Raw genomic sequence first — 20,022 nt, forward strand, 5'->3', positions numbered from 1 at the left:
TGTTCTTTAATGCAATACTTATCATTAGAAAGCACTGCAATTTAGGAGAAGGATGTTGCGCTGGTTACCGCTCATGTTGGTATTTCTGTTTGTTTATATAGAAATATCTATTTTTATTAAGGTCGCCGCAGTGCTTGGGGTTGCCCTGACATTGTTGCTCGTGGTCCTGACTTCTTGCCTCGGGGCTTCGCTCGTTCGTCATCAGGGAATGAAAACGCTGATGCAGATGCAGCAGAAGATGGCGATGGGGGAAAGTCCAGCCGCAGAAATGGTGAAAAGCGTTTCGTTGGTGATGGCGGGCTTTTTGCTCATCCTGCCCGGTTTTTTCACCGACTTTTTAGGCCTGCTGCTAATTTTGCCTCCGGTACAAAAGCATCTAACGCTTAAACTATTACCGTATTTCAGTTTTTCTCGCTCCGGCGGCAGTTTCGGGGGCGGTGATTTTGGTGGATCTCAAGGTGGGAACACCTTTGACGGTGAGTTTGAACGCAAAGATGAGAACCGTCCGCCGCTAGATAATCGTCTCGATCATAAAGACGATAGATACAAAGACGACAAATAAGCGTATTAGTGTTTCATTCTTAGCAAAGGCGTGGCACATTTCGGCCGCGCCTTTTCTTTTATTGGCTCTGCCTCGCAGAGGTTGAAGAAAAACACAAATTTTTTACTTATCCCCCCTTGAAGGGGTTGTTGGTTGCCCCAATCTGGTAACCACGAGTCCGAGAGCGGAGGGTGTTCCTCTGGCTTCGGCGTTCAACCCTAAACGATATGGACCTTCTCAAAGGAGAGCTATCAATGAATATTCGCCCATTGCATGACCGTGTAATCGTCAAGCGTAAAGAAGTCGAGTCCAAATCAGCTGGCGGCATCGTTCTGACCGGCTCCGCTGCAGGTAAATCTACCCGTGGCGAAATCGTCGCTGTCGGTAAAGGTCGCATTTTGGAAAATGGCGAAGTGAAGCCGCTGGACGTTAAAGTTGGCGACATCGTTATTTTCAACGATGGTTACGGCGTGAAAGCAGAGAAGATCGACAATGAAGAAGTGTTGATCATGTCCGAAAGCGACATCCTGGCTGTAGTCGAAGCGTAATAATCGCTTCTTTTGACAACGCATAATCTTCTTAACTGAATAAGTTTAAAGGAAAGAACAATGGCAGCTAAAGACGTAAAATTTGGTAGCGACGCGCGTGTGAAAATGCTTCGCGGCGTGAACGTACTGGCAGACGCAGTGAAAGTGACCCTGGGCCCTAAAGGCCGTAACGTCGTTCTGGATAAATCTTTCGGTGCGCCGACCATCACTAAAGATGGCGTGTCTGTTGCTCGTGAAATCGAACTGGAAGACAAGTTCGAAAACATGGGTGCACAGATGGTTAAAGAAGTTGCCTCTAAAGCGAACGACGCTGCAGGTGACGGTACTACCACCGCAACCGTACTGGCTCAGGCTATCGTTAACGAAGGTCTGAAAGCCGTTGCTGCTGGCATGAACCCAATGGATCTGAAACGCGGTATCGACAAAGCTGTCGTTGCTGCGGTTGAAGAACTGAAAAAACTGTCTGTGCCTTGCTCTGATTCCACTGCAATCGCTCAGGTAGGTACTATCTCTGCTAACTCCGACGAAACCGTGGGTAAACTGATCGCTGAAGCGATGGAAAAAGTTGGCAAAGAAGGCGTTATCACCGTTGAAGAAGGCACCGGTCTGCAAGACGAGCTGGACGTGGTTGAAGGTATGCAGTTCGATCGTGGCTACCTGTCTCCATACTTCATCAACAAGCCAGAAACGGGTTCTATCGAACTGGAAAGCCCGTTCATCCTGCTGGCTGACAAAAAAATCTCCAACATCCGCGAAATGCTGCCAGTGCTGGAAGCCGTTGCTAAAGCAGGTAAACCACTGCTGATCATCGCTGAAGACGTTGAAGGCGAAGCGTTGGCAACGTTGGTGGTTAACACCATGCGTGGCATCGTGAAAGTGGCTGCGGTTAAAGCTCCAGGCTTCGGCGACCGTCGTAAAGCTATGCTGCAAGACATCGCAACGCTGACTGGCGGTACCGTGATTTCTGAAGAAATCGGTATGGAGCTGGAAAAAGCAACGCTGGAAGATCTGGGTCAGGCTAAACGTATCGTTATCAACAAAGACACCACTATCATCATCGATGGTATCGGTGACGAAGCTGCGATTCAGGGCCGTGTTGGTCAGATCCGTAAGCAGATCGAAGATGCAACTTCTGACTACGACCGTGAAAAACTGCAAGAGCGCGTAGCTAAACTGGCTGGCGGCGTTGCAGTTATCAAAGTTGGTGCTGCTACCGAAGTTGAAATGAAAGAGAAGAAAGCACGCGTAGAAGACGCCCTGCACGCAACTCGCGCAGCGGTAGAAGAAGGCGTGGTTGCTGGTGGTGGTGTTGCCCTGATCCGTGTTGCTGGCAAAATCGCTGGCCTGAAAGGCGCTAACGAAGACCAGAACGTGGGTATCAAAGTTGCGCTGCGCGCAATGGAAGCACCTCTGCGTCAGATCGTTATCAACGCCGGTGAAGAAGCCTCTGTTATCGCCAACAACGTGAAAGCGGGCGAAGGCAGCTACGGTTATAACGCTTACTCTGAAGAGTACGGCGATATGATCGAAATGGGTATCTTGGATCCAACCAAAGTAACTCGTTCTGCTCTGCAGTACGCAGCGTCTATCGCTGGCCTGATGATTACTACCGAATGCATGGTTACCGATCTGCGTGATGATAAAGCAGATATGGGTGCCGCTGGTGGTATGGGCGGAATGGGCGGCATGGGCGGCATGATGTAATTTCCTTTGTCGCTGAGGCCGTTGTGTTTTTGAATCGGCAACCAGTGACACGGGTTATGGCATAGCCATCCTAACGTTCTAAATAAAACCCTCGCTTCGGCGGGGGTTTTGTTTTTTTATAAGCGTAATTTCCTGATTCTGGTAATATTCGGACGTGACTTTCTACACATCAATGGGGAAGAAGATGCGGATTAAAGGTTTATTGGGCCTGACAGCAGTGATGCTGTTGGCTGGCTGTAGCTCGACGACGCAGCTGGACACCGCAGGTCAGCAAATTAAATTCACCGATACCAAGCCAGGCACTGAATGCCAGTTGTTGGGCGAAGTAACGGGTTCTCAAAGCAACTGGATGTCTGGTCAGGGCGGAGAGTCTAGCTCTATGCGCGGCGCAGCAAATGATTTACGTAATAAAGCCGCAGCCATGGGGGGCAACGTTATCTACGGCGCAGTGAGCCCAAGCGAGAACTTCTGGTCTAGCTTTGCACCGCTAGACAGCAAGATGAGCGGCCAAGTGTATAAATGCCCTAATTGATCGATGGGTGTTGAAACACAAAAAACCGAAGATAAATACTTCGGTTTTTTTATTGGCTTGAATTTGTGTAGGTGGTTAAGCTGTCGTATTGGACATTCCTATCTTGAAACAATGATACGAGTAACGTGAGTATTGACGGTTTATTGGTAATACTCGCCTTATGATTCTACTTAGATATTGTTTGCAGAAGCTTGATATATCGCGGTAATGGGTAAGGCATTTAATCTATCCATATGGCTATTTATCACAGGTTTCTCGCTGTCTGCTGGCTAATAATTAACTTATTATGGTGAGAGAAAAATAGAGGTAACTTTACTTTCAAGGATGGGACGACATGCTTTCAGCTATTCAACTTTCACCCATGCAGGCGTTCGATTTTCTTCTCAATGTAGCTACCACCCGACCCGTATTTTTATGGGGGGCTCCGGGAATCGGTAAAAGCGCCTTAGTTCAACGATTTGCCCATGAAGTTGGCATGGAATGTGTTTCTCTACTGGGCAGCCAGTTAGCGCCGGAAGATCTGATGGGGATCCCACAAATTGACGGGCAGTGCTCTCGTTTCTTCCCCCCTGCTAATATTGTACGCAGTGAACCGTTTGTTCTATTTCTTGATGAACTCAACGCCTCTTCACATGAAATTCAGAAAGCCTTTTACTCACTGATCCTTGAGCAACGCGTAGGGGAATATTGTTTGCCGGTGGGTACCATTGTTATTGGGGCGGGCAATCGAGCTAAAGATGCTGCGATTGTAAAACCGATGCCTTCCGCTTTAATTAACCGAATGGTGCATATCCATCTGCGTGCCGATCACAGAGAGTGGTTAAATTGGGCGATTAACGAATCTGGTATTCATCCTTGGGTGGTCGAATATATTCAACTACGCCCCGATCAGTTGTGGAATGAACCGCCAAAGCATGAAGAGCCATTCTCTACGCCACGCAGTTGGCACATGCTGTCTGATGCATTGCACTCCTTTGGCGAGAATATTAGTGATGAAATGCTAGAGGCGTTGATTTATGGCCTTCTCTCTCCAACACACGCTGGAGGCTTTAAAGGTTTTATCAAACAAATTCGCCAGAAGTTTACCGTAATATCCATTATTAAAGGTGATGCTCTCTGGCCTGAAGAGCCAAGCGATCGCGATATTCTCTATTTTCTGGCCCACTCTTTCCGCACCCATTTGTATAAAGAGCTGCCAACTGATGAAAATAACCTAAAAGCGGAACACAAGCAGCTTGCGATGCAAGCCAAAGATCGGCTGAAATCTCTGGCACGTATCAGCGTTGAAATTGCTCAGTCTGTGATGGGGGAAGATGACCAAGGCCGTAAGCTTCCTGCGTGGTTTTTGCTTGAAGTGGCTCGTGACCTCCCACGACTGGCTGTTCGCTGATGAGTAAAGCTAAATCACACCACAATCCCGCGTTGGAAGCTTGTCAGGAAGGTATCAGCCAGATAAGTCGCCACCGCTTATTTAGCCCAATGTGGGAAAAAATAGACTGTAATTTTGATTATGACGGGCGATATGTTTCTTCAAAGGCATGGCTGGTGATTTCACCAAATGGCGATCTCTGGCTGAACCCGAAGCGCCATGCCACTGCAACGCAATGGGCCAGAATGATTGCTCAAGCATTGGTAATGTTGGGGTTTGGTTTAATACGTCAACGTTCACCACAAATGGTTTGGGAGCTCGCTGCGCTGAGCGTGGTGAATAAATTCTGTAATGAGTTAAAAATTGGCCCTTTACCGGAGGAATTGCAAAGTTGGCCCTTCCCTGAGCAGCTAAGCAATGATGCAGAGGTAGTATTTCGTGAATGGATAACTGAAGGCTATCCCGAATCGCTTAATCAATGGCACCGTATTTGGTGTGGTGGTCTTGATTCGTGGTTTTGCCAGTTTGACGCTAAGCCGCGTACTTGGGGCTGGAACCAGCCGGCAGACTGGAAAGGCGTTTTTGTTCAAGGGATCACTCAAAGCGTCCAGCAGGCATTGGAAATTGCAGGCGGTCATATCTCTACAGACGCGCGTCCGAAGGCTCTGAGCGTGGCGCAAAAAGCTCGCCGTCAGTTGATGGATTATTATCCGTTATTAGGTGCGTTGGCTGCGAGTTTTGATATTGAGGAAGATATCTCTTTATGCGGTCAATATGATATCCGCATAGCGGCGATAGATGTGGGTGCACACAAAATTTGGATGAACCCTGCCGCTGGGCTTAATCAATCAGAGTGCCTGTTTGTTTTCGCTCATGAAGTACTTCATGCTGGCTTGAATCACGCCTCACGTCGGCGGGGACGCGACCCGCTGCTGTGGAATGTTGCCTGTGATTTTTCCATCAACGGTTGGCTTATTGAAATGCAGGTTGGAACTCCACCTCCGGTTGGCCTGTTGCATGATGCCCAGTTTACGAACTCCTCTAGTGAAGAAATTTATGACAGCCTCGCGCAGGATATGCGGCGTACCCGCAAGCTGATTACCTTACGGGGGAACATTGGGGAAGGCGATATACTTGGGGAAGATGATGGCATGATTTTTACGAATGCTGAGGCATGGTGTCGAAGAGCCCTAAATCAGGGATTAGAGCGGTGTTTATATGGCTCATCGCGTGGAACGTTGCCCGTTGGGTTAATTGAAGAAATCCGCAGTCTTTCTCAGCCGCCAATTCCATGGGATGTTCGTCTTGCTGAATGGTTTGATGAACATTTTCCACCACCGGAGCGTCATCGCAGCTATGCGCATCCTTCTCGACGCCAATCTGCAACGCCTAAAATCCCCCGACCTTCATTGGCTAAGCCGTCGGAGGAACAGCGAGTTTCGCGGGTCTTTGGCGTAGTACTTGATACTTCAGGGTCGATGGATCCACAGCTACTAGGAAAAGCGCTAGGGGCTATTGCCAGTTATTCGCTAGCGCATGATGTTTCAATGGTACGCTTAATTTGTTGCGACGCTCAGGCCTATGATCGTGGTTGGGTTGAACCGGAGCAATTGCTTTACCGTTTTACCCTCCAAGGAAGAGGTGGCACTATCTTACAGCCCGGCATCGACATGCTTACTAGGCTCTCAAAGCACGGTGAGTTTCCTATTATCGGACCGGTATTGATCATCACCGATGGCTTTTGTGAAGATCGAATAAATATCTCGATGGAGCATGCATGGTTGTTACCCGAAGGGCGGCGTTTACCCTTTGCTCCACGAGGAGAACAGTTCAGATTGAGCAGTAAATAGTACGGTAATTCATTGTTAAACGTACTAGCAGGATAGGTCCCAAAATAGGAAATGAGTCAGCTTGAATTTCTCTTGCTTTAACTCCCCCCATTTTGGGCGAGGTAAATACTAACAACCTAAAATCACTTCCCCGCGTGCTGCATTCAAGGTTATTTTTTGTCCTTCCTGCGCTTGTTTCAAGCTATCGCCCACGCCAACAATCATTGGAATACCCATAGCATTCGCTAAAATAGCGGCATGGGACAGGGCGTTGCCTTGGGTGAGTACGATGCCCAGAACCAAGCGGCGGTCGAGCATAATGGCATCTGAAGGCATCAGTTCACGCGCTAATATAATGGACGGTACGCTCGGGTTCTGTATTTCCTGGGTTTCGCCCGCCAGATGGAGCAACGTGCGCTGTAAAATATCCCGAATGTCCAATTCACGCGCTTGCAGGTATTCGTCGTCTAATTCTCGGTATGCATCCGCCATCTCGGTTAGCTCAGTCTGCCAAGCTGTTTCGGCGCTGCATAGCTGACTCGCAATGCGATCAAAGGCGGAGTGTTGCAAGTCGGGATCGTCGATGAGCATGCTGTGCGCGCCGAAGATCCCCGCGTGCTGTTTGCCGAGCAGCTGATTAGTGCGATCCGCAAGGCGATTAAGATCCTGCAACGTTTTAGCAATGGCTTGACGTAGCCGCTGCTGCTCGATCTCCACGCGATCCGACAAAATTGGATGATTGGGTACATCGATATCCTGTGTGGGCAGGACAAATGCGGGGGCGCTAACCTGCGTATCCATCACTGATTTGCCTTGTAGTGTTAGACCGCCGCTGATATCGGATGTAATAATTTCGCCAAAGTTTGTCTGCGCCAACTGTTGAAACGCTGCTAATGCTTCTTTTGCCTGCGTACCTTTGGCGACTAGGCGGATTTCATCGCCTTTCCGCACCTGTAATAACGCCAGTTGGTTAAGGCTGCGCGGATCGGCATGGCGATTTCCTTTTACGTCATCGATCTTATACAGCACCAGTTCGGCATCAAAAGAGGCTAAGGCGTTAGCGAGCTTAGCGGCGGGACGAACATGTAATCCATTTGGATTTAACACGTTCCAATTGACGCCCTGGTCGTCGCAAGATAGCGAAGCAGCCTGATTAGGCGCTGGGGCATGAGTGGGTTCTTGCTCACCGAGCTGGGCTTTTTTGGCTTGGAGCGCCGATTGAGCTTCGCGTTCGACAGCTTCTAGTGAAGCTCCCGTCGACGCCGCAACGACTGCGGCTAACGTACCTTCGACGAGGGGGGCGGAACAAGCTTTAACGTGCGCGCTCATTTCAGGATCAAGCAGTTCCAGCGCCGTTTCAGCGCTGAGTAATGCACTGCCGAGATCCATCATAATCAACACGCCAGAGGGATCGAATACCTCTTCGATCGCCTGCATGACTTTAATCGCGTCAGTGCCTATCGGATGATCGGGATCGTCCACCCCAGCGGCAACAGCTAAGCGGCAGCCGTTCTGAATCATTTGGGCGGCGAGTTCTGCTACGCCATCAGCCAGTTTTGCGCTGTGAGATACTACAACGATGTTGACCATAATTTATTCCTAGTGCATTGAACGAAACGGCAGCTAGTGGGTGACGGCTGCTAAGGTTTGCATCATCAACCACGCAGAGGTTGCGCCCGGATCTTGATGGCCAATACTGCGCTCGCCCAAATAGCTGGCACGACCTTTACGGGCCTGCATGGTGATGGTGCTTTCCAATCCTTGGCGAGCAGCTTCAACGGCCAAATCTAGCGCCTGTGGCACCGGCAGATCTTTTTGGCTCGAGGCTTCAAGTGATGCCACGACAGGCCACCAAACGTCACACATAGTTTTGTCATTCGGTTCTGCTTTGCCGCGGCTAACCACGCCTTCCACGCCTTCTTTCAGCATTTGAGTGAGTTCGATAAGCGACAGGCTTTGTTTGGCGGCGGTGCTTTGCGATGCACGAATAAAGAAGGTGCCGAATAGCGGGCCGCTGGCTCCTCCTACGCTGGAAAGTAGCGTCATGCCTGTGTTTTTCAGGATGAAACCAATGTCTTTATCGGCGAATGAAGGCAGCTTTTCGACGACTTTATTAAAACCTCGGTTCATGTTTAGACCGTGGTCGGCGTCGCCGATTTCGGTATCGAGCTGGGTGAGAAAATCTTTCTGTTCGGCAAATACATCGCCGCAGCGCATGAGCCAGTTAACGATCTGTTGTTTAGTCAGTGACATATTACATTCCCCAACGTAAAGCCGGTGTATTGACGGGTGCATCCCAAAGAGACAGCGTTTCTTGGTCAACTTTTAGCAGCGTGATTGAAATACCCTGCATATCGAGTGAGGTGCAGTAAGAGCCGATTAATTTACGCTCGATAGTGAGGCCTAATTCTGCGCAGCAATGCTGAAGGCGATGATAAACGCCATACAGTTCGGAAAGCGGCGTTGCGCCTAGATTATTGACCAAAGCGATGACGCGATCGCCTTTTTGCAGCGGCTGTTTGGATTGCGTTTGTTCTTTCCATTCACCTGCGTTGCGATCCCAAGAACGCAGCGTGCGCTGATATTTACCATGGGCGAGCAGAGTGGCAAACATCTCATCGACGGTTTGATTGAGCGTGGTAAATTCACGGCGTTCAATGCCGGGTTCGCCGTGGATACCCACACCAAATTCCATCACGTTATCGGGCAGGGTAAAGGACGGTTTTCCTGCCGCAGGAACGGTACAGGCCTGAAGCGCGATGCCAATCGAATGGCCTTCGTTGTTGAGTTTATGCCCCAATTCAACGAGCTGATCGAGTGAATCACCGCGAGCAGCGGCTGCGCCAAGTAGCTTTTCAATCAGTACCGTGTTGGCAACACCGCGGCGACCGGCGGTATATAAACTGTCTTTTACTGCCACATCGTCATCGACCAAAATTGTGCCGACCTGAGTGCCGCTGTCATGCAGCAGTTCTGCCGCGGTTTCAAAATTTAAAACGTCGCCGGTGTAGTTTTTGATGATCATCAGCACGCCTTTGCCACCGTCGATGGCTTGGCCGCATTCATACATCTGATCCGGCGTTGGCGATGTGAAAATCTCGCCCGGACACGCGCCGTCGAGCATACCTTCGCCGATAAAACCGCAGTGCATAGGTTCATGGCCGCTACCACCGCCGGAAAGGATACCGACTTTGCCAGCCACGGGGGCGTCGGCGCGGGTGACAAATACGGGTTCTTGGTGAAGCGTTAATTCGGGGTGGGCTTCAACTAATCCGAGAATTTGTTCGTGTAATACGGTTTCGACTTGGTTGATTAGCTTTTTCATTAAAAAGGCTCCGGTGAGATCCATGTTTGATGTGCCTTATCCCAACCTCCCTCGTTTTTAAGAAACAGGAGGTTGGGGGCGACTAAAAGTATCTACGGTTTATTTCAACCACGCCTGACCCAAACGGTCGGCGGCCAAGATGGCAGCGAACACTTGTTCTGGAGTGACTTTGAACGGCATGTTGTGAATAGTTTCACCTTCGGCGCAGCTGGCTTTGGCTACCGCCATGATTTTTTCTTCTAACTTATCGTCGGCCTTAACGCCCATTTCTTTGAGCGTGACAGGCAGGCCGACCTGTAAACAGAAATCGAGCACGGTTTCGATCTGCTCACTGCTGCTGTTTTGCAGTACGAGCTGAGTCAAAGTACCGAAAGCGACTTTTTCACCGTGATATAGGTGGTGGCACTCTTCCAAAACGGTGAAGCCGTTATGGATTGCATGCGCCGCTGCTAAACCGGAGCTTTCAAAGCCGATGCCGCTCAGGTAAGTGTTGGCTTCAACGATGCGTTCTACTGCGGTGGTCGCCACTCCAGCTTCAACGGCCAGCTTCGCTTTGTAGCCTTCTTCAAGCAGGGTTTCGTAGCACAGGCGAGCCAATGTCACGGCCGCGAGCGTTGATTCACCGCCAGCCATGCTGACAGCGTGTGCGTCGTAACAGGCTTGAGCTTCGAAATAGGTAGAGAGTGCGTCGCCCATACCCGCAACCAGTAAGCGCACCGGCGCTTTGGCAATGATGGCGGTGTCCATCACAACCATATCTGGGTTGGTTGGATACATCAGATACTCTTCAAACTCGCCTTCTTCACTATAGATGACGGAAAGGGCACTGGTTGGCGCATCGGTAGAGGCGATGGTTGGCACAACCAGAACAGGAAGTTTTTGATAAAACGCGATGGCTTTGGCGGTATCTAGCGTTTTCCCACCGCCGATACCAATCACGCCTTGGCAGCCGTGTTTTTTCAGTTCTTCAATCAGGCGATTGATTTCTTTATGGCTACATTCGCCGCCAAACAGGGCGAAGTGGCCCTCAACATCGTGCTGTTTTAAGCTGCTGCCAACGGTATCGCCTGCAAGTTTCATCACAAAATCATCAGCGATAACAAAGTAGTTATTGGCTAACATTTTTGCGTACTGACCGATTGATTGCAGTGCGTTGGCACCTTGAATGTATTTGGATGGAGACTGAATGACTTTCAACATAATAAAGCTCCTCAATAAATCACTAAGCAATTGGATTAAAACCTAAGCGCATAACTTCCAAATTTCGGAAGCGGGACATTTATTGGTGCTGTTATTTCTCTGTAGATGACTATACGGCGAAAAAAAAGACAAAAAACAAAGCGGGTTTACGTTCCATTTTGAAACGATATGGCAGTCTGTTTGTTTCAAAGCGAAACGCAAAAAGAGCGTGAAGAGGTGAAAGAGAGACCTGTCGCACATTCCTCTTTCTGGCTGTGTAAATCACCGTATGAATAGGCTGTTACGCTTTAAATTTAAGCAGCTTTAACCTATGCTAACGGGTAACTGGGACACATAGGCACAATTTTTGTATACCCTTCTTATTTGAAGCTGCTTCTGCGTTGGTTGCTTTCGCTCATCCGAATGACTTACTGGTGTAAGTTCGTCGGGATTTGCCGCTTTGACGCCGCTCCAACTAATTGGGATATAACCTAAGCAAGCCTGTGAAATAAGAGGAAATTCACCAATGAAACGGACCAAGAATATTAACCGCGATGCTTTCCGCAAAAGCTGGCGTTTTGCGCCAGTGGCTATTGCCGTAAGCGCCGTGTTCATGCTGGCAGGCTGTGAGAAAACGGATGAAACCGTATCTCTGTATCAAAACGCAGACGACTGTAGCAACGCGAATCCTTCAATGAGCGCTCAGTGCAAAGAGTCATATCAAAATGCGCTGAAAGAAGCGGAAAAAACCGCGCCGAAATATGCGTCGCGTGAAGACTGTATTGCCGAGTTTGGCGAAGGCCAATGTACTCAGGCCCCAGCTCAGGCCGGTATGGCTCCGGGCACTAATGGCGAAGCGCAGGCTCAGCCTCAGCAGAGCGGCAGCTTCTGGATGCCTTTGATGGCAGGTTACATGATGGGCCGAATGATGGGCGGTGGTGCATACAACCAACAGCCACTGTTTAGCTCTAAATCAGCCGCAAGCCCTGCTAATGGTAAATTTGTGGATGCGACCGGCAAAAGCTACGGCCCTGCAACCGCCGGTGGCCGTACCATGAATGTACCGAAAACGGCAATGGCTCCAAAACCAGCAACGACCTCAACCGTAACCCGCGGTGGCTTCGGTGAGAGCGTGGCTAAACAGAGCACTATGCAGCGTAGCAATGCCGCGACCGGAAGCAAATCCGGCACCCGCAGCATGGGTGGCTAAGCATGAAACGTGTACCTATTAGTGAGCGCCCGGACTGGCGCGAAAAGGCCACCGAATACGGTTTCCAATTTCATACCATGTATGGCGAACCTTACTGGTGTGAAGATGCTTTTTATCAGTTCAGCATGGCACAGGTTGAAGAGCTAGAAGAGACCACGGCTGAACTGCATCAGATGTGTTTGAAGGTGGTTGAGAAGGTTATCGCCAGCGATGAGCTGATGACGAAATTCCAAATCCCTAAACACGTTTGGGAGTTTGTTCGTAGCTCTTGGCGCACCCAGCAGCCTTCTCTGTATTCTCGTCTGGATTTGGCCTATGACGGCGTGAATCCAGCTAAGCTGTTGGAAAATAATGCAGATACGCCGACGTCGCTGTATGAGTCTGCGTTCTTCCAATGGATTTGGCTTGAAGATCAAATCGCATCTGGAAAACTTCCGCAGGATGCAGACCAGTTTAATAGCCTGCAAGAGAAGCTTATCGAACGCTTTACCGAGCTGAGAGAAGCGCATGGTTTTGGTTTGTTGCACATGGCGTGCTGTCAGGATACCGAAGAAGATCGTGGTACCGTTCAGTATCTGCAAGATTGCGCTCATGAAGCCGGTTTAGCCACCGAGTTTGTGTTTATTGAAGACATTGGCTTGGGCGAACGTGGCCAGTTCACGGATACGCAGGATCAGGTGATTAGCAACCTGTTCAAACTGTATCCGTGGGAGTTCATGCTGCGTGAGATTTTCTCTACCAAGTTGGAAGATGCCGGTGTGCGTTGGTTAGAACCCGCATGGAAAAGCATCATTTCTAACAAAGCGTTGCTGCCGATGCTATGGGAGATGTTCCCTAATCATCCAAACTTGCTGCCAGCCTATTTTGCCGATGGTAACCAGCCAGAGCTCGATCACTACGTGGTTAAACCGTTGTTTTCTCGCGAAGGCGCGAATATCCGCATCGTAGAAAACGGTAAAGAAGTGGCAAGCGTGGATGGCCCTTACGGTGAAGAAGGGATGATCATTCAGCAGTTCCACCCGCTACCAAAGTTTGGCGACAGCTATGTGCTGATCGGCAGTTGGCTGGTGAACGATCAGCCTGCGGGGATGGGCATTCGTGAAGATCGTAGCCTGATCACGCAAGATCTGTCGCGTTACTATCCGCATGTGATTGTGGACTGAGTTTGACTACCTGCCGTGGGATATCTGCGAAGCGTTTTGCAGTTATTCGCGTAACTCTGATGTAACGGCAATATACGCGCGATAGCTAAGCATTGTTTGGATAGAATCACGGCGGGTGCTTGAGGCTTTTTGCCTGAAGCATGAAATGTGTGGTGAGGTAGAAAGTAAAAGCCCCAGGTCAATTTTCATTAACCTGAGGCAATCCTAACCACATCCAAGCAATGTGAGGATAGCCTCTTCAATGCAGCAATGCAATTGGAGGCTTTGATGTCGCGTAAGCTGTTGCTTTACGGATTAATAGTGATGTGTTTTACGCTATTGATCTTTACCTGGATGGTACGTGGTTCGCTGTGTGAGCTACGAATTAAGCAGGGAAAAACAGAGGTTGCCGCGTTCTTAAACTACGAAGATAAGCACGCGTTGTAACGGTAATATGTAACGGCAAAATCAGACTGGGATGGCGCCTAACCTTCCCAGTCTTCTCAAATTGTTTTCATGCATGGTTGGCTCTCAGGCACCCGCTTTATCCCCATCATGACAAGAACCCATCATTCAGGAGATAAGCGTTACCTGTAACTTCTCGCCGTTATGACTTCTTCGCCGCTGATGGTTTTTTACCCGGCGCTTTCTTCACCGTATCACTCGGTTTATCACCCGGTTCATCTGCGCCTTGTTTCAGCACCACGACCATGTATTTACCCGTTGCACCATCACGATGAACGCCGTGAATATCCGTTTCAAAGCCCGGATAGTGTGCGCCAATTTCACAAAGCATCTGCAAGAAGCTCAGAACTGGGCGGCTCTCCTTGGTGAGCATTTCTCCCGGCATAACCACCGGAACACCCGGAGGATACGGTAGGATCATGTTGGCGCTGACTTTCCCTAACATATCATCCAAGGCACATGGCTCAATATTGCCACGCACTTCTTCTTGGAACGCATCATGCGGCGTCATTACCAGCTTTGGTAATACCTCGAATGCACGATACATCAGGTCTGGTAGATTGTGGTGTTTCACCAGAGCATGAATACCCTGAGCTAACTCCTGAATTCGCATCTCTTTATAGAAATCAGGCGCTTCGTTGTAGAGCGATGGCAACACGTTTTTCACGCGTAGGTTGAGGTCATACACGCGTTTGAAATCGGTTAATGCCCGCAACAAGCTCAACGCCTTGGTTTTATCGATCCCGATACTAAACAGGAAGAGCAGGTTATATGGCCCGGTTTTTTCCACGATGATGCCGTGCTCATCCAGATATTTCGACACGATCGACGCCGGTATCCCTTCCTCTTCCAGAGTACCATTTGGACTTAAACCTGGGGTCAGCAGAGTGACTTTGATCGGATCCAGATACATATGATCGTTGTCGATGTTCGGGAATCCATGCCATTCATTACGTGGATTGAGTGGCCAGCAAGCAACCTCGTCAATGTTATCCGGCTGCCATACGTCAAAGAACCAGCCATCAGATTCTGTGCGTAAGCGGCGGATCTCTTTACGGAAACGGATCGCTCGTTCAATTGAACCGTTAATTAAACGCTTTCCGGCGTTGCCCTTCATCATGGCCGCTGCGGTTTCCGTCGACGCAACGATCCCGTAATGCGGTGATGTTGAGGTATGCATCATATAGGCTTCATTGAAGGTTTCTTCGTTGATCTCACCTTTCACGTGGATCATCGATGCCTGCGAGAATGCCGCCAGCAGTTTGTGGGTGGACTGAGTCTCGTAGATGATTTTCCCCGGCACACGTTCACCGCTCATCCCTGCTTTGCCTTGGTAAATCGGATGGAAATTGGTGTAAGGCACCCACGCCGAATCGAAGTGAATCGACTTAACATCGAGCGTGTTTTTGATGTATTCGGTGTTGTAGAACAGACCGTCATAGGTGGAGTTAGTGACTACCGCATGCACGGGCCATGTGGCATTGGGCGTATTTTTCACTTTCTCTTCGATGCTAGCGCGGGTGAATTCGCTTTGCGGTATCCCGCCTAAAATACCGTAGGCGTTACGGGTTGGACGCAGATAGACGGGGACAACGTTGCTCATCATCATCAAATGGGTCAATGATTTATGGCAGTTTCGGTCGATCAGAATAGTGGCACCGGCAGGAGATGAATACATGCCGACAATTTTATTCGCCGTAGATGTTCCGTTGGTTACGATATAGCTGCGATCGGCGTTAAACGTGCGCGCAATATACTCTTCAGCGTCACGGTGTGGGCCGCTATGATCGAGCAGCGATCCGAGTTCAGATACGGAAATCGAGATATCCGAACGCATGGTGTTTTCACCGAAGAAATCATAGAACAGGCTACCGACAGGGCTTTTATCGAACGCCGTTCCGCCCATATGCCCCGGCGTACAGAACGTGTATTTCTCTTCTTTGACGTATTTGAACAGCGCCTTGGTCAGCGGTGGCAGAATGGTATCAATATACTGATCGGTGCTTTGGCGGATCTTGGTGGCAATGTCTTGCGCGCTGCCTAGTGCATATTCAAAGAAGCGAACGTTAAGACGCAGATCGCTCATGTTAACGTCAAGCGTCGAATAGGTGTTGGCGAAGGCATAAATGGGCAGCAGTTTGTTGAGCTCGCTGATTTCAGCGCTGAGTTCGAGGTTATATTTATCCCAGTCGAAAATGACGCCACACAGACGGGAGTTGTTTTCAATCAGCTTCAGCAGATCGTTGCGGTCTTTGGGATAAGCAATGCGGAAGCCTTCCTTCTCTAACTCTTGATGCAGCTCGCGCAGGGGTTCTTCCTTAAAATAAGCGCTTAAATCGTTCATGATGGCAATGATATTCATGCAAAACTCTCCAGACTTCTGTGGGCTGGGTTATTAGCACAGAGGCGAAAATTTATCCTCTGTGCTGTGTGCTGTTACCAACTTGCGTGTTAATAGTTGAGTGGATTAAGACTGACTATCCGTCGGTGTGGTTAATTTCTCTTGGTTTCTACCCATCTTACGAGAGTAGAACATCAGGATGATCAGGCTGATAATGAAGGTTCCCGCCAATTCGAAGGAGTTGGCCCCCATCAGGGCGATAAAGCAGAATACACAGCCCAGTACGGAAGCGATCAAGCTGAGAATGTTTTTCAGGTTTGCACCGTCAAAACGGATCAGGTCGATACAAGAGTAGAAGTACGGCAGCATAGTTAACAACACGGCAATCCCCGTTAACTCACCGAACAGATCCGATGCTTTACCGCCGCTGGCGTTCATCACCGTAATCAGCACCATCAATACCGTCATCTTAATCGCGGCTAAGAACAGGCCTTTTCTTGGAATGCCGTCTTTATCCATTTCACCGTAGACTTTCGGGAAGTTGCCGTCATGCGCGGCGCGAGCACCTGCCTGACCGACCAACATCATCCATGAGCCTAAAGACGTTAAACAGGCGAACGCGGTAAATGCAGAGACTACCGGCCCTGCCCAGCTACCCACCATGGTGGAAGCACTGATCGCAAACGGAGCGCCTGATGCCGCCATCTGCGAGGCTGGGTACATACCGGCAATAACCTGAGTCGCGGCGATATAAACGATACCGGCAAGGAACGTCCCTAGCATAGTCGCGATAGGCACGTTACGTTTTGGATTTTCCACCATACCGGTACTTACCGCGGCAGATTCAACGCCGATAAAGGCCCACAGACATAACAGAATACTTTTAATGACGGCATGATAATCGGTGCCTCCCGAAGTATTCCAGTTCGCCTGATAGGTTCCCATATCAAACCAATACCAACCTGCAACACCGGTACCGATAACGGGAATAAGCACTAACACTAAGCCAATAGTGGTTAAGCGGCTGACCCAAGCGCCGCCGAGCATATTGACGAAGGTAAAGATCCAAACAATAGCGATACAGGCGATCCCCGCCGGAATCGGGTTGTTAAACATTGGGAAAAAGGTAGAAAGGTAAGAAACGGCGGTAATGCCGATAGCGAGGTTACCAATCCAGTTAGCATGGTAATAGAGCACCCCGGTTTGGAAACCGAAGGCAGGCCCGATTTCACCCGCGTAGGCGATAGGACCACCTTCTTGCGGGTTTTTGGTTGCGAGTCGGGCATAAACGTAAGCCAATGAAATTGCACCGATCAGCGCAACAACCCAACCTATAATTGCGATAGAACCTAAGCTTGCAAGGTTAGCGGGAAGCAATGCGATCCCGCTTCCCATCATATTACCGGCAACAACACCGGTGCAGGCAATGAGGCCAATTTTCTTTGCAGATGCCATAAACTGCCACTCCCATAATAATTATTAAGCTCGACCAATAGACGTAATCTTATTGCGTCAATTGCTTAGCAATACTCACCACGAAAATAAGTATAGGTAATAATTCATATTTTGCAGTAATGGCTACTTTTTTTGATGTTAATTTTTTATTTATAAAAATCATTATGATATATGCCACTAACATATGTGTGGAATAATGGCAGAATAAATATGGGGTTTGTGGAATTATTTTTTATCATTATGATAAATATAGCAATTATTAAATGTGCGGAACTTGTTTATGAGCGTTAAAATAACATTTTAGTTAATTATTAAATTCAATCGGAATGATAAAGTATTTTTATTAATTAAAATTGACTAATGTATATAACTTCAAATAGCGTAGCAGTAGGTGTTTGTAGAGCGTGCTCCTAGCTTTCTCTGTCTCTCCTTTGGGATGAATAAAGGATACTTCAATTTAGTGAATGGAATGGTATTGACTTATATAAAATTATTTTCCTTCACCAGAGAGCATAATAGTGCTGTCAATTTTTTTTATTTAAGGTGTAGAATTATAATGCGATTGTTAGGTTTAAATATAGCTTAATTGAATTTTAGTTGAGGTTTAATTTTAATAGTCAGAATGACATGGATGTATAGGTGATTGTATGTCAAAAGTATTAAGGAATTTTCTGGTAGGTATTCTTTCATTATCATTTGTTGGATGTGCAAATTTTACCAGTGAGGATTTTAAAACCTTAGGGGCTCTGGTTCTTATTGTGGGGGTTGTGGCCGCGATAGCAGTGAGTGATTCTGATGATAGCAGTAACGGCTATAGTGATGATTATTATCACGACGACCATCATGACGACCATCACGACAATAGACATTATAGGCATGGACATAACTAATATGATGCCATGCCTACTATACGTTGATCTGCATGCGCTTTAACATTAAAAAAAATTGGCTGATGTTACTGATATGATCTTAATTTTATTAAGATATCTAGGAGGGAAAATGAAGAAGGATTTTGTCATGTTTTTGCTGTTGGCTAGCATTTCTTTGAATGCTAGCGCTGTTCTTCCTGTAGATTTTTATCAGACCGAAGCGGGGAAAATATTCTCTGCATTATTGAGCCGTGATAAAAAACAATTTGATAATGGAGGAAAAGCTATCTTTAAGTGGTCTAAAGGCATGGACGAGAACATGTTAATGAGCAAAGCTCTATCGGGAAAGAGATCTGTAGAAATATATTCCATCTATAGCGTAATAAATAATCATCCAGAAACTTTTTCATTTGATAACTTTAGTCAGCATAAGAACAATAGTTCGGAGGTGCTAAAAAAGTTTTCAAATGATTTAGCTGGCGATGTCTCTACTATTTGCGAGCGATATGCTAAAGATAGTCAATCATTTTCAATGCCAAGTATTTCAACGGATGAATGTAATTTACGCGTTTCTCATTTTTACCAAAAAAATGCACAGGCATCGAAAATAAATAATGCTCAATAGCTATAACATGGGCATAAGAAAGTTAATACAATTTCATTGTGATGAATTCTCTAAGGTTATATTAATAGCTAATTTGGAGATTTATATTGAACGTGGATTCATAGGAAATGAGTGCTGAACTACTCTCTAGTGTTTAACTCCGTTGATGAGTTAGCGCTATAAGCGGCTAGCGTTGCTTTTTTCTTAAGCCATTCCACTTAATGAATCAAAGTTGCGAGTGTGTCTCTCTCTGATTATCCTATCGGCATGACACAACGTTCTCCTATCTCTCGACGAATCCCGATTGCTCAGCAACAGGCCGTTATGCAGTGTTTGCGCAATGCTTTAGCGCAGGCTAACGCACAGCTTAAAACTCAATATCCTGAGCCCAAAATCAGCTATCAACAGCGCGGCACCACGGCGGGAACTGCGTGGTTGCAAGATTGGGAAATCCGCCTAAATCCTGTGTTGCTCCTTGAGAACGGGCAGGAATTCATTGATGAAGTTGTGCCCCATGAACTGGCACATCTCTTGGTCTATAAGCAGTTTGGTAAGGTTGCCCCTCATGGCCGTGAATGGCAGTGGATGATGGGGCATGTTCTCGGTATTGAACCGCGTCGGACACATAAGTTTGGCGTAGAGACGGTGAGTGGGAAAACGTATCCCTATCGCTGTGGTTGCCAACTCCACCAACTGACCGTGCGCCGCCATAATAAAGTGATGCGTAAAGAATCTGAATACCGCTGTCGCCAGTGTGGACAGTTACTAAGTTTCAGCCCCGGCGCAATTTCGGAACATTAAAAATTTCTCAAAGTGTTTAATAAGCACTCAAATCCTCATTTATTAACAATTTAATTCCATCAATGTTTGCGTGGCCAAGGCGGATTGTCTACCCTGCGGCCTTTTCCG

Annotated in this window: 18 protein-coding genes; 12 read left to right on the plus strand and 6 right to left on the minus strand. The window is 48.1% G+C overall.

The annotated features are described in order from the left end of the window. The first annotated feature begins 55 nt into the window (after positions 1 to 55). The 6 genes from CPY98_RS02105 to CPY98_RS02130 all read left to right on the plus strand — a co-directional run bounded on the left by CPY98_RS02105 (position 56) and on the right by CPY98_RS02130 (position 6,544). On the plus strand, positions 56 to 562 hold the full coding sequence (locus CPY98_RS02105; protein WP_025798668.1) for an FxsA family protein: 507 nt from the start codon (positions 56 to 58) through the stop codon (positions 560 to 562). A 233-nt stretch (positions 563 to 795) separates the two neighbouring features. Continuing rightward, positions 796 to 1,089: a co-chaperone GroES gene (locus CPY98_RS02110; protein WP_008814807.1), complete on the plus strand. Its 294-nt coding sequence runs from the start codon at positions 796 to 798 to the stop codon at positions 1,087 to 1,089. 60 nt (positions 1,090 to 1,149) lie between these two features. Further along, positions 1,150 to 2,793, plus strand: coding sequence for a chaperonin GroEL (gene groL, locus CPY98_RS02115; RefSeq protein WP_043490612.1), 1,644 nt, complete (start codon positions 1,150 to 1,152; stop codon positions 2,791 to 2,793). Between the two features lie 184 nt (positions 2,794 to 2,977). Beyond that, a complete protein-coding gene (locus tag CPY98_RS02120; RefSeq protein ID WP_025798672.1) occupies positions 2,978 to 3,325 on the plus strand; it encodes a DUF4156 domain-containing protein in 348 nt (115 codons plus the stop codon). A 334-nt stretch (positions 3,326 to 3,659) separates the two neighbouring features. Then, the gene (locus CPY98_RS02125; RefSeq protein ID WP_096386182.1) at positions 3,660 to 4,715 is read left to right on the plus strand and encodes an AAA family ATPase; all 1,056 of its coding nucleotides are present in this window, start codon (positions 3,660 to 3,662) and stop codon (positions 4,713 to 4,715) included. Beyond that, a complete protein-coding gene (locus CPY98_RS02130) occupies positions 4,715 to 6,544 on the plus strand; it encodes a VWA-like domain-containing protein (RefSeq protein ID WP_096386184.1) in 1,830 nt (609 codons plus the stop codon). Before CPY98_RS02125 ends, CPY98_RS02130 begins: the two co-directional genes overlap by 1 nt. A gap of 108 nt (positions 6,545 to 6,652) precedes the next feature. Here CPY98_RS02130 and dhaM read toward each other — a convergent pair whose 3' ends face one another. The 4 genes from dhaM to CPY98_RS02150 form a co-directional block, all read right to left on the minus strand. Then, positions 6,653 to 8,113: a dihydroxyacetone kinase phosphoryl donor subunit DhaM gene (dhaM, locus tag CPY98_RS02135; RefSeq protein WP_096386187.1), complete on the minus strand. Its 1,461-nt coding sequence runs from the start codon at positions 8,111 to 8,113 to the stop codon at positions 6,653 to 6,655. Positions 8,114 to 8,146: 33 nt separating this feature from the next. Next, the gene (gene dhaL / locus CPY98_RS02140; RefSeq protein ID WP_025798676.1) at positions 8,147 to 8,776 is read right to left on the minus strand and encodes a dihydroxyacetone kinase subunit DhaL; all 630 of its coding nucleotides are present in this window, start codon (positions 8,774 to 8,776) and stop codon (positions 8,147 to 8,149) included. Position 8,777: 1 nt separating this feature from the next. Further along, a complete protein-coding gene (gene dhaK / locus CPY98_RS02145; RefSeq protein ID WP_043490618.1) occupies positions 8,778 to 9,848 on the minus strand; it encodes a dihydroxyacetone kinase subunit DhaK in 1,071 nt (356 codons plus the stop codon). 99 nt (positions 9,849 to 9,947) lie between these two features. Next, the gene (locus tag CPY98_RS02150; RefSeq protein WP_043490621.1) at positions 9,948 to 11,048 is read right to left on the minus strand and encodes a glycerol dehydrogenase; all 1,101 of its coding nucleotides are present in this window, start codon (positions 11,046 to 11,048) and stop codon (positions 9,948 to 9,950) included. Between the two features lie 505 nt (positions 11,049 to 11,553). On the opposite strand from CPY98_RS02150, the gene CPY98_RS02155 reads away from it, so the two are divergent. The 3 genes from CPY98_RS02155 (at position 11,554) to CPY98_RS02165 (ending at position 13,826) form a co-directional block, all read left to right on the plus strand. Then, complete coding sequence (locus CPY98_RS02155) at positions 11,554 to 12,237, plus strand: DUF1190 family protein (protein WP_043490623.1); 684 nt, start codon at positions 11,554 to 11,556, stop codon at positions 12,235 to 12,237. A 2-nt stretch (positions 12,238 to 12,239) separates the two neighbouring features. Next, on the plus strand, positions 12,240 to 13,400 hold the full coding sequence (locus CPY98_RS02160; protein ID WP_043490625.1) for a glutathionylspermidine synthase family protein: 1,161 nt from the start codon (positions 12,240 to 12,242) through the stop codon (positions 13,398 to 13,400). A 267-nt stretch (positions 13,401 to 13,667) separates the two neighbouring features. Beyond that, the gene (locus CPY98_RS02165; RefSeq protein WP_025798685.1) at positions 13,668 to 13,826 is read left to right on the plus strand and encodes a Hok/Gef family protein; all 159 of its coding nucleotides are present in this window, start codon (positions 13,668 to 13,670) and stop codon (positions 13,824 to 13,826) included. A gap of 160 nt (positions 13,827 to 13,986) precedes the next feature. Here the strand turns inward: CPY98_RS02165 and cadA are convergent, their stop codons facing one another. Further along, positions 13,987 to 16,206 (minus strand): lysine decarboxylase, encoded by a 2,220-nt coding sequence (cadA, locus tag CPY98_RS02170; protein ID WP_025798687.1) that lies wholly within the window; start codon positions 16,204 to 16,206, stop codon positions 13,987 to 13,989. Positions 16,207 to 16,311: 105 nt separating this feature from the next. Then, entirely contained in the window at positions 16,312 to 17,640 is a 1,329-nt protein-coding gene (gene cadB, locus CPY98_RS02175; RefSeq protein WP_025798689.1) for a cadaverine/lysine antiporter, read from the minus strand. 647 nt (positions 17,641 to 18,287) lie between these two features. Here cadB and CPY98_RS02180 point away from each other — a divergent pair. The 3 genes from CPY98_RS02180 to CPY98_RS02190 all read left to right on the plus strand — a co-directional run bounded on the left by CPY98_RS02180 (position 18,288) and on the right by CPY98_RS02190 (position 19,914). Further along, on the plus strand, positions 18,288 to 18,530 hold the full coding sequence (locus CPY98_RS02180; protein ID WP_096386189.1) for a hypothetical protein: 243 nt from the start codon (positions 18,288 to 18,290) through the stop codon (positions 18,528 to 18,530). A 109-nt stretch (positions 18,531 to 18,639) separates the two neighbouring features. Next, a complete protein-coding gene (locus CPY98_RS02185) occupies positions 18,640 to 19,134 on the plus strand; it encodes a hypothetical protein (protein WP_096386192.1) in 495 nt (164 codons plus the stop codon). Between the two features lie 246 nt (positions 19,135 to 19,380). After that, positions 19,381 to 19,914: a SprT family zinc-dependent metalloprotease gene (locus tag CPY98_RS02190; RefSeq protein ID WP_096388704.1), complete on the plus strand. Its 534-nt coding sequence runs from the start codon at positions 19,381 to 19,383 to the stop codon at positions 19,912 to 19,914. Positions 19,915 to 20,022 lie beyond the last annotated feature (108 nt).

It is taken from the genome of Hafnia sp. CBA7124 (genome assembly GCF_002355555.1).
GTDB classification, from domain to species: domain Bacteria; phylum Pseudomonadota; class Gammaproteobacteria; order Enterobacterales; family Enterobacteriaceae; genus Hafnia; species Hafnia alvei.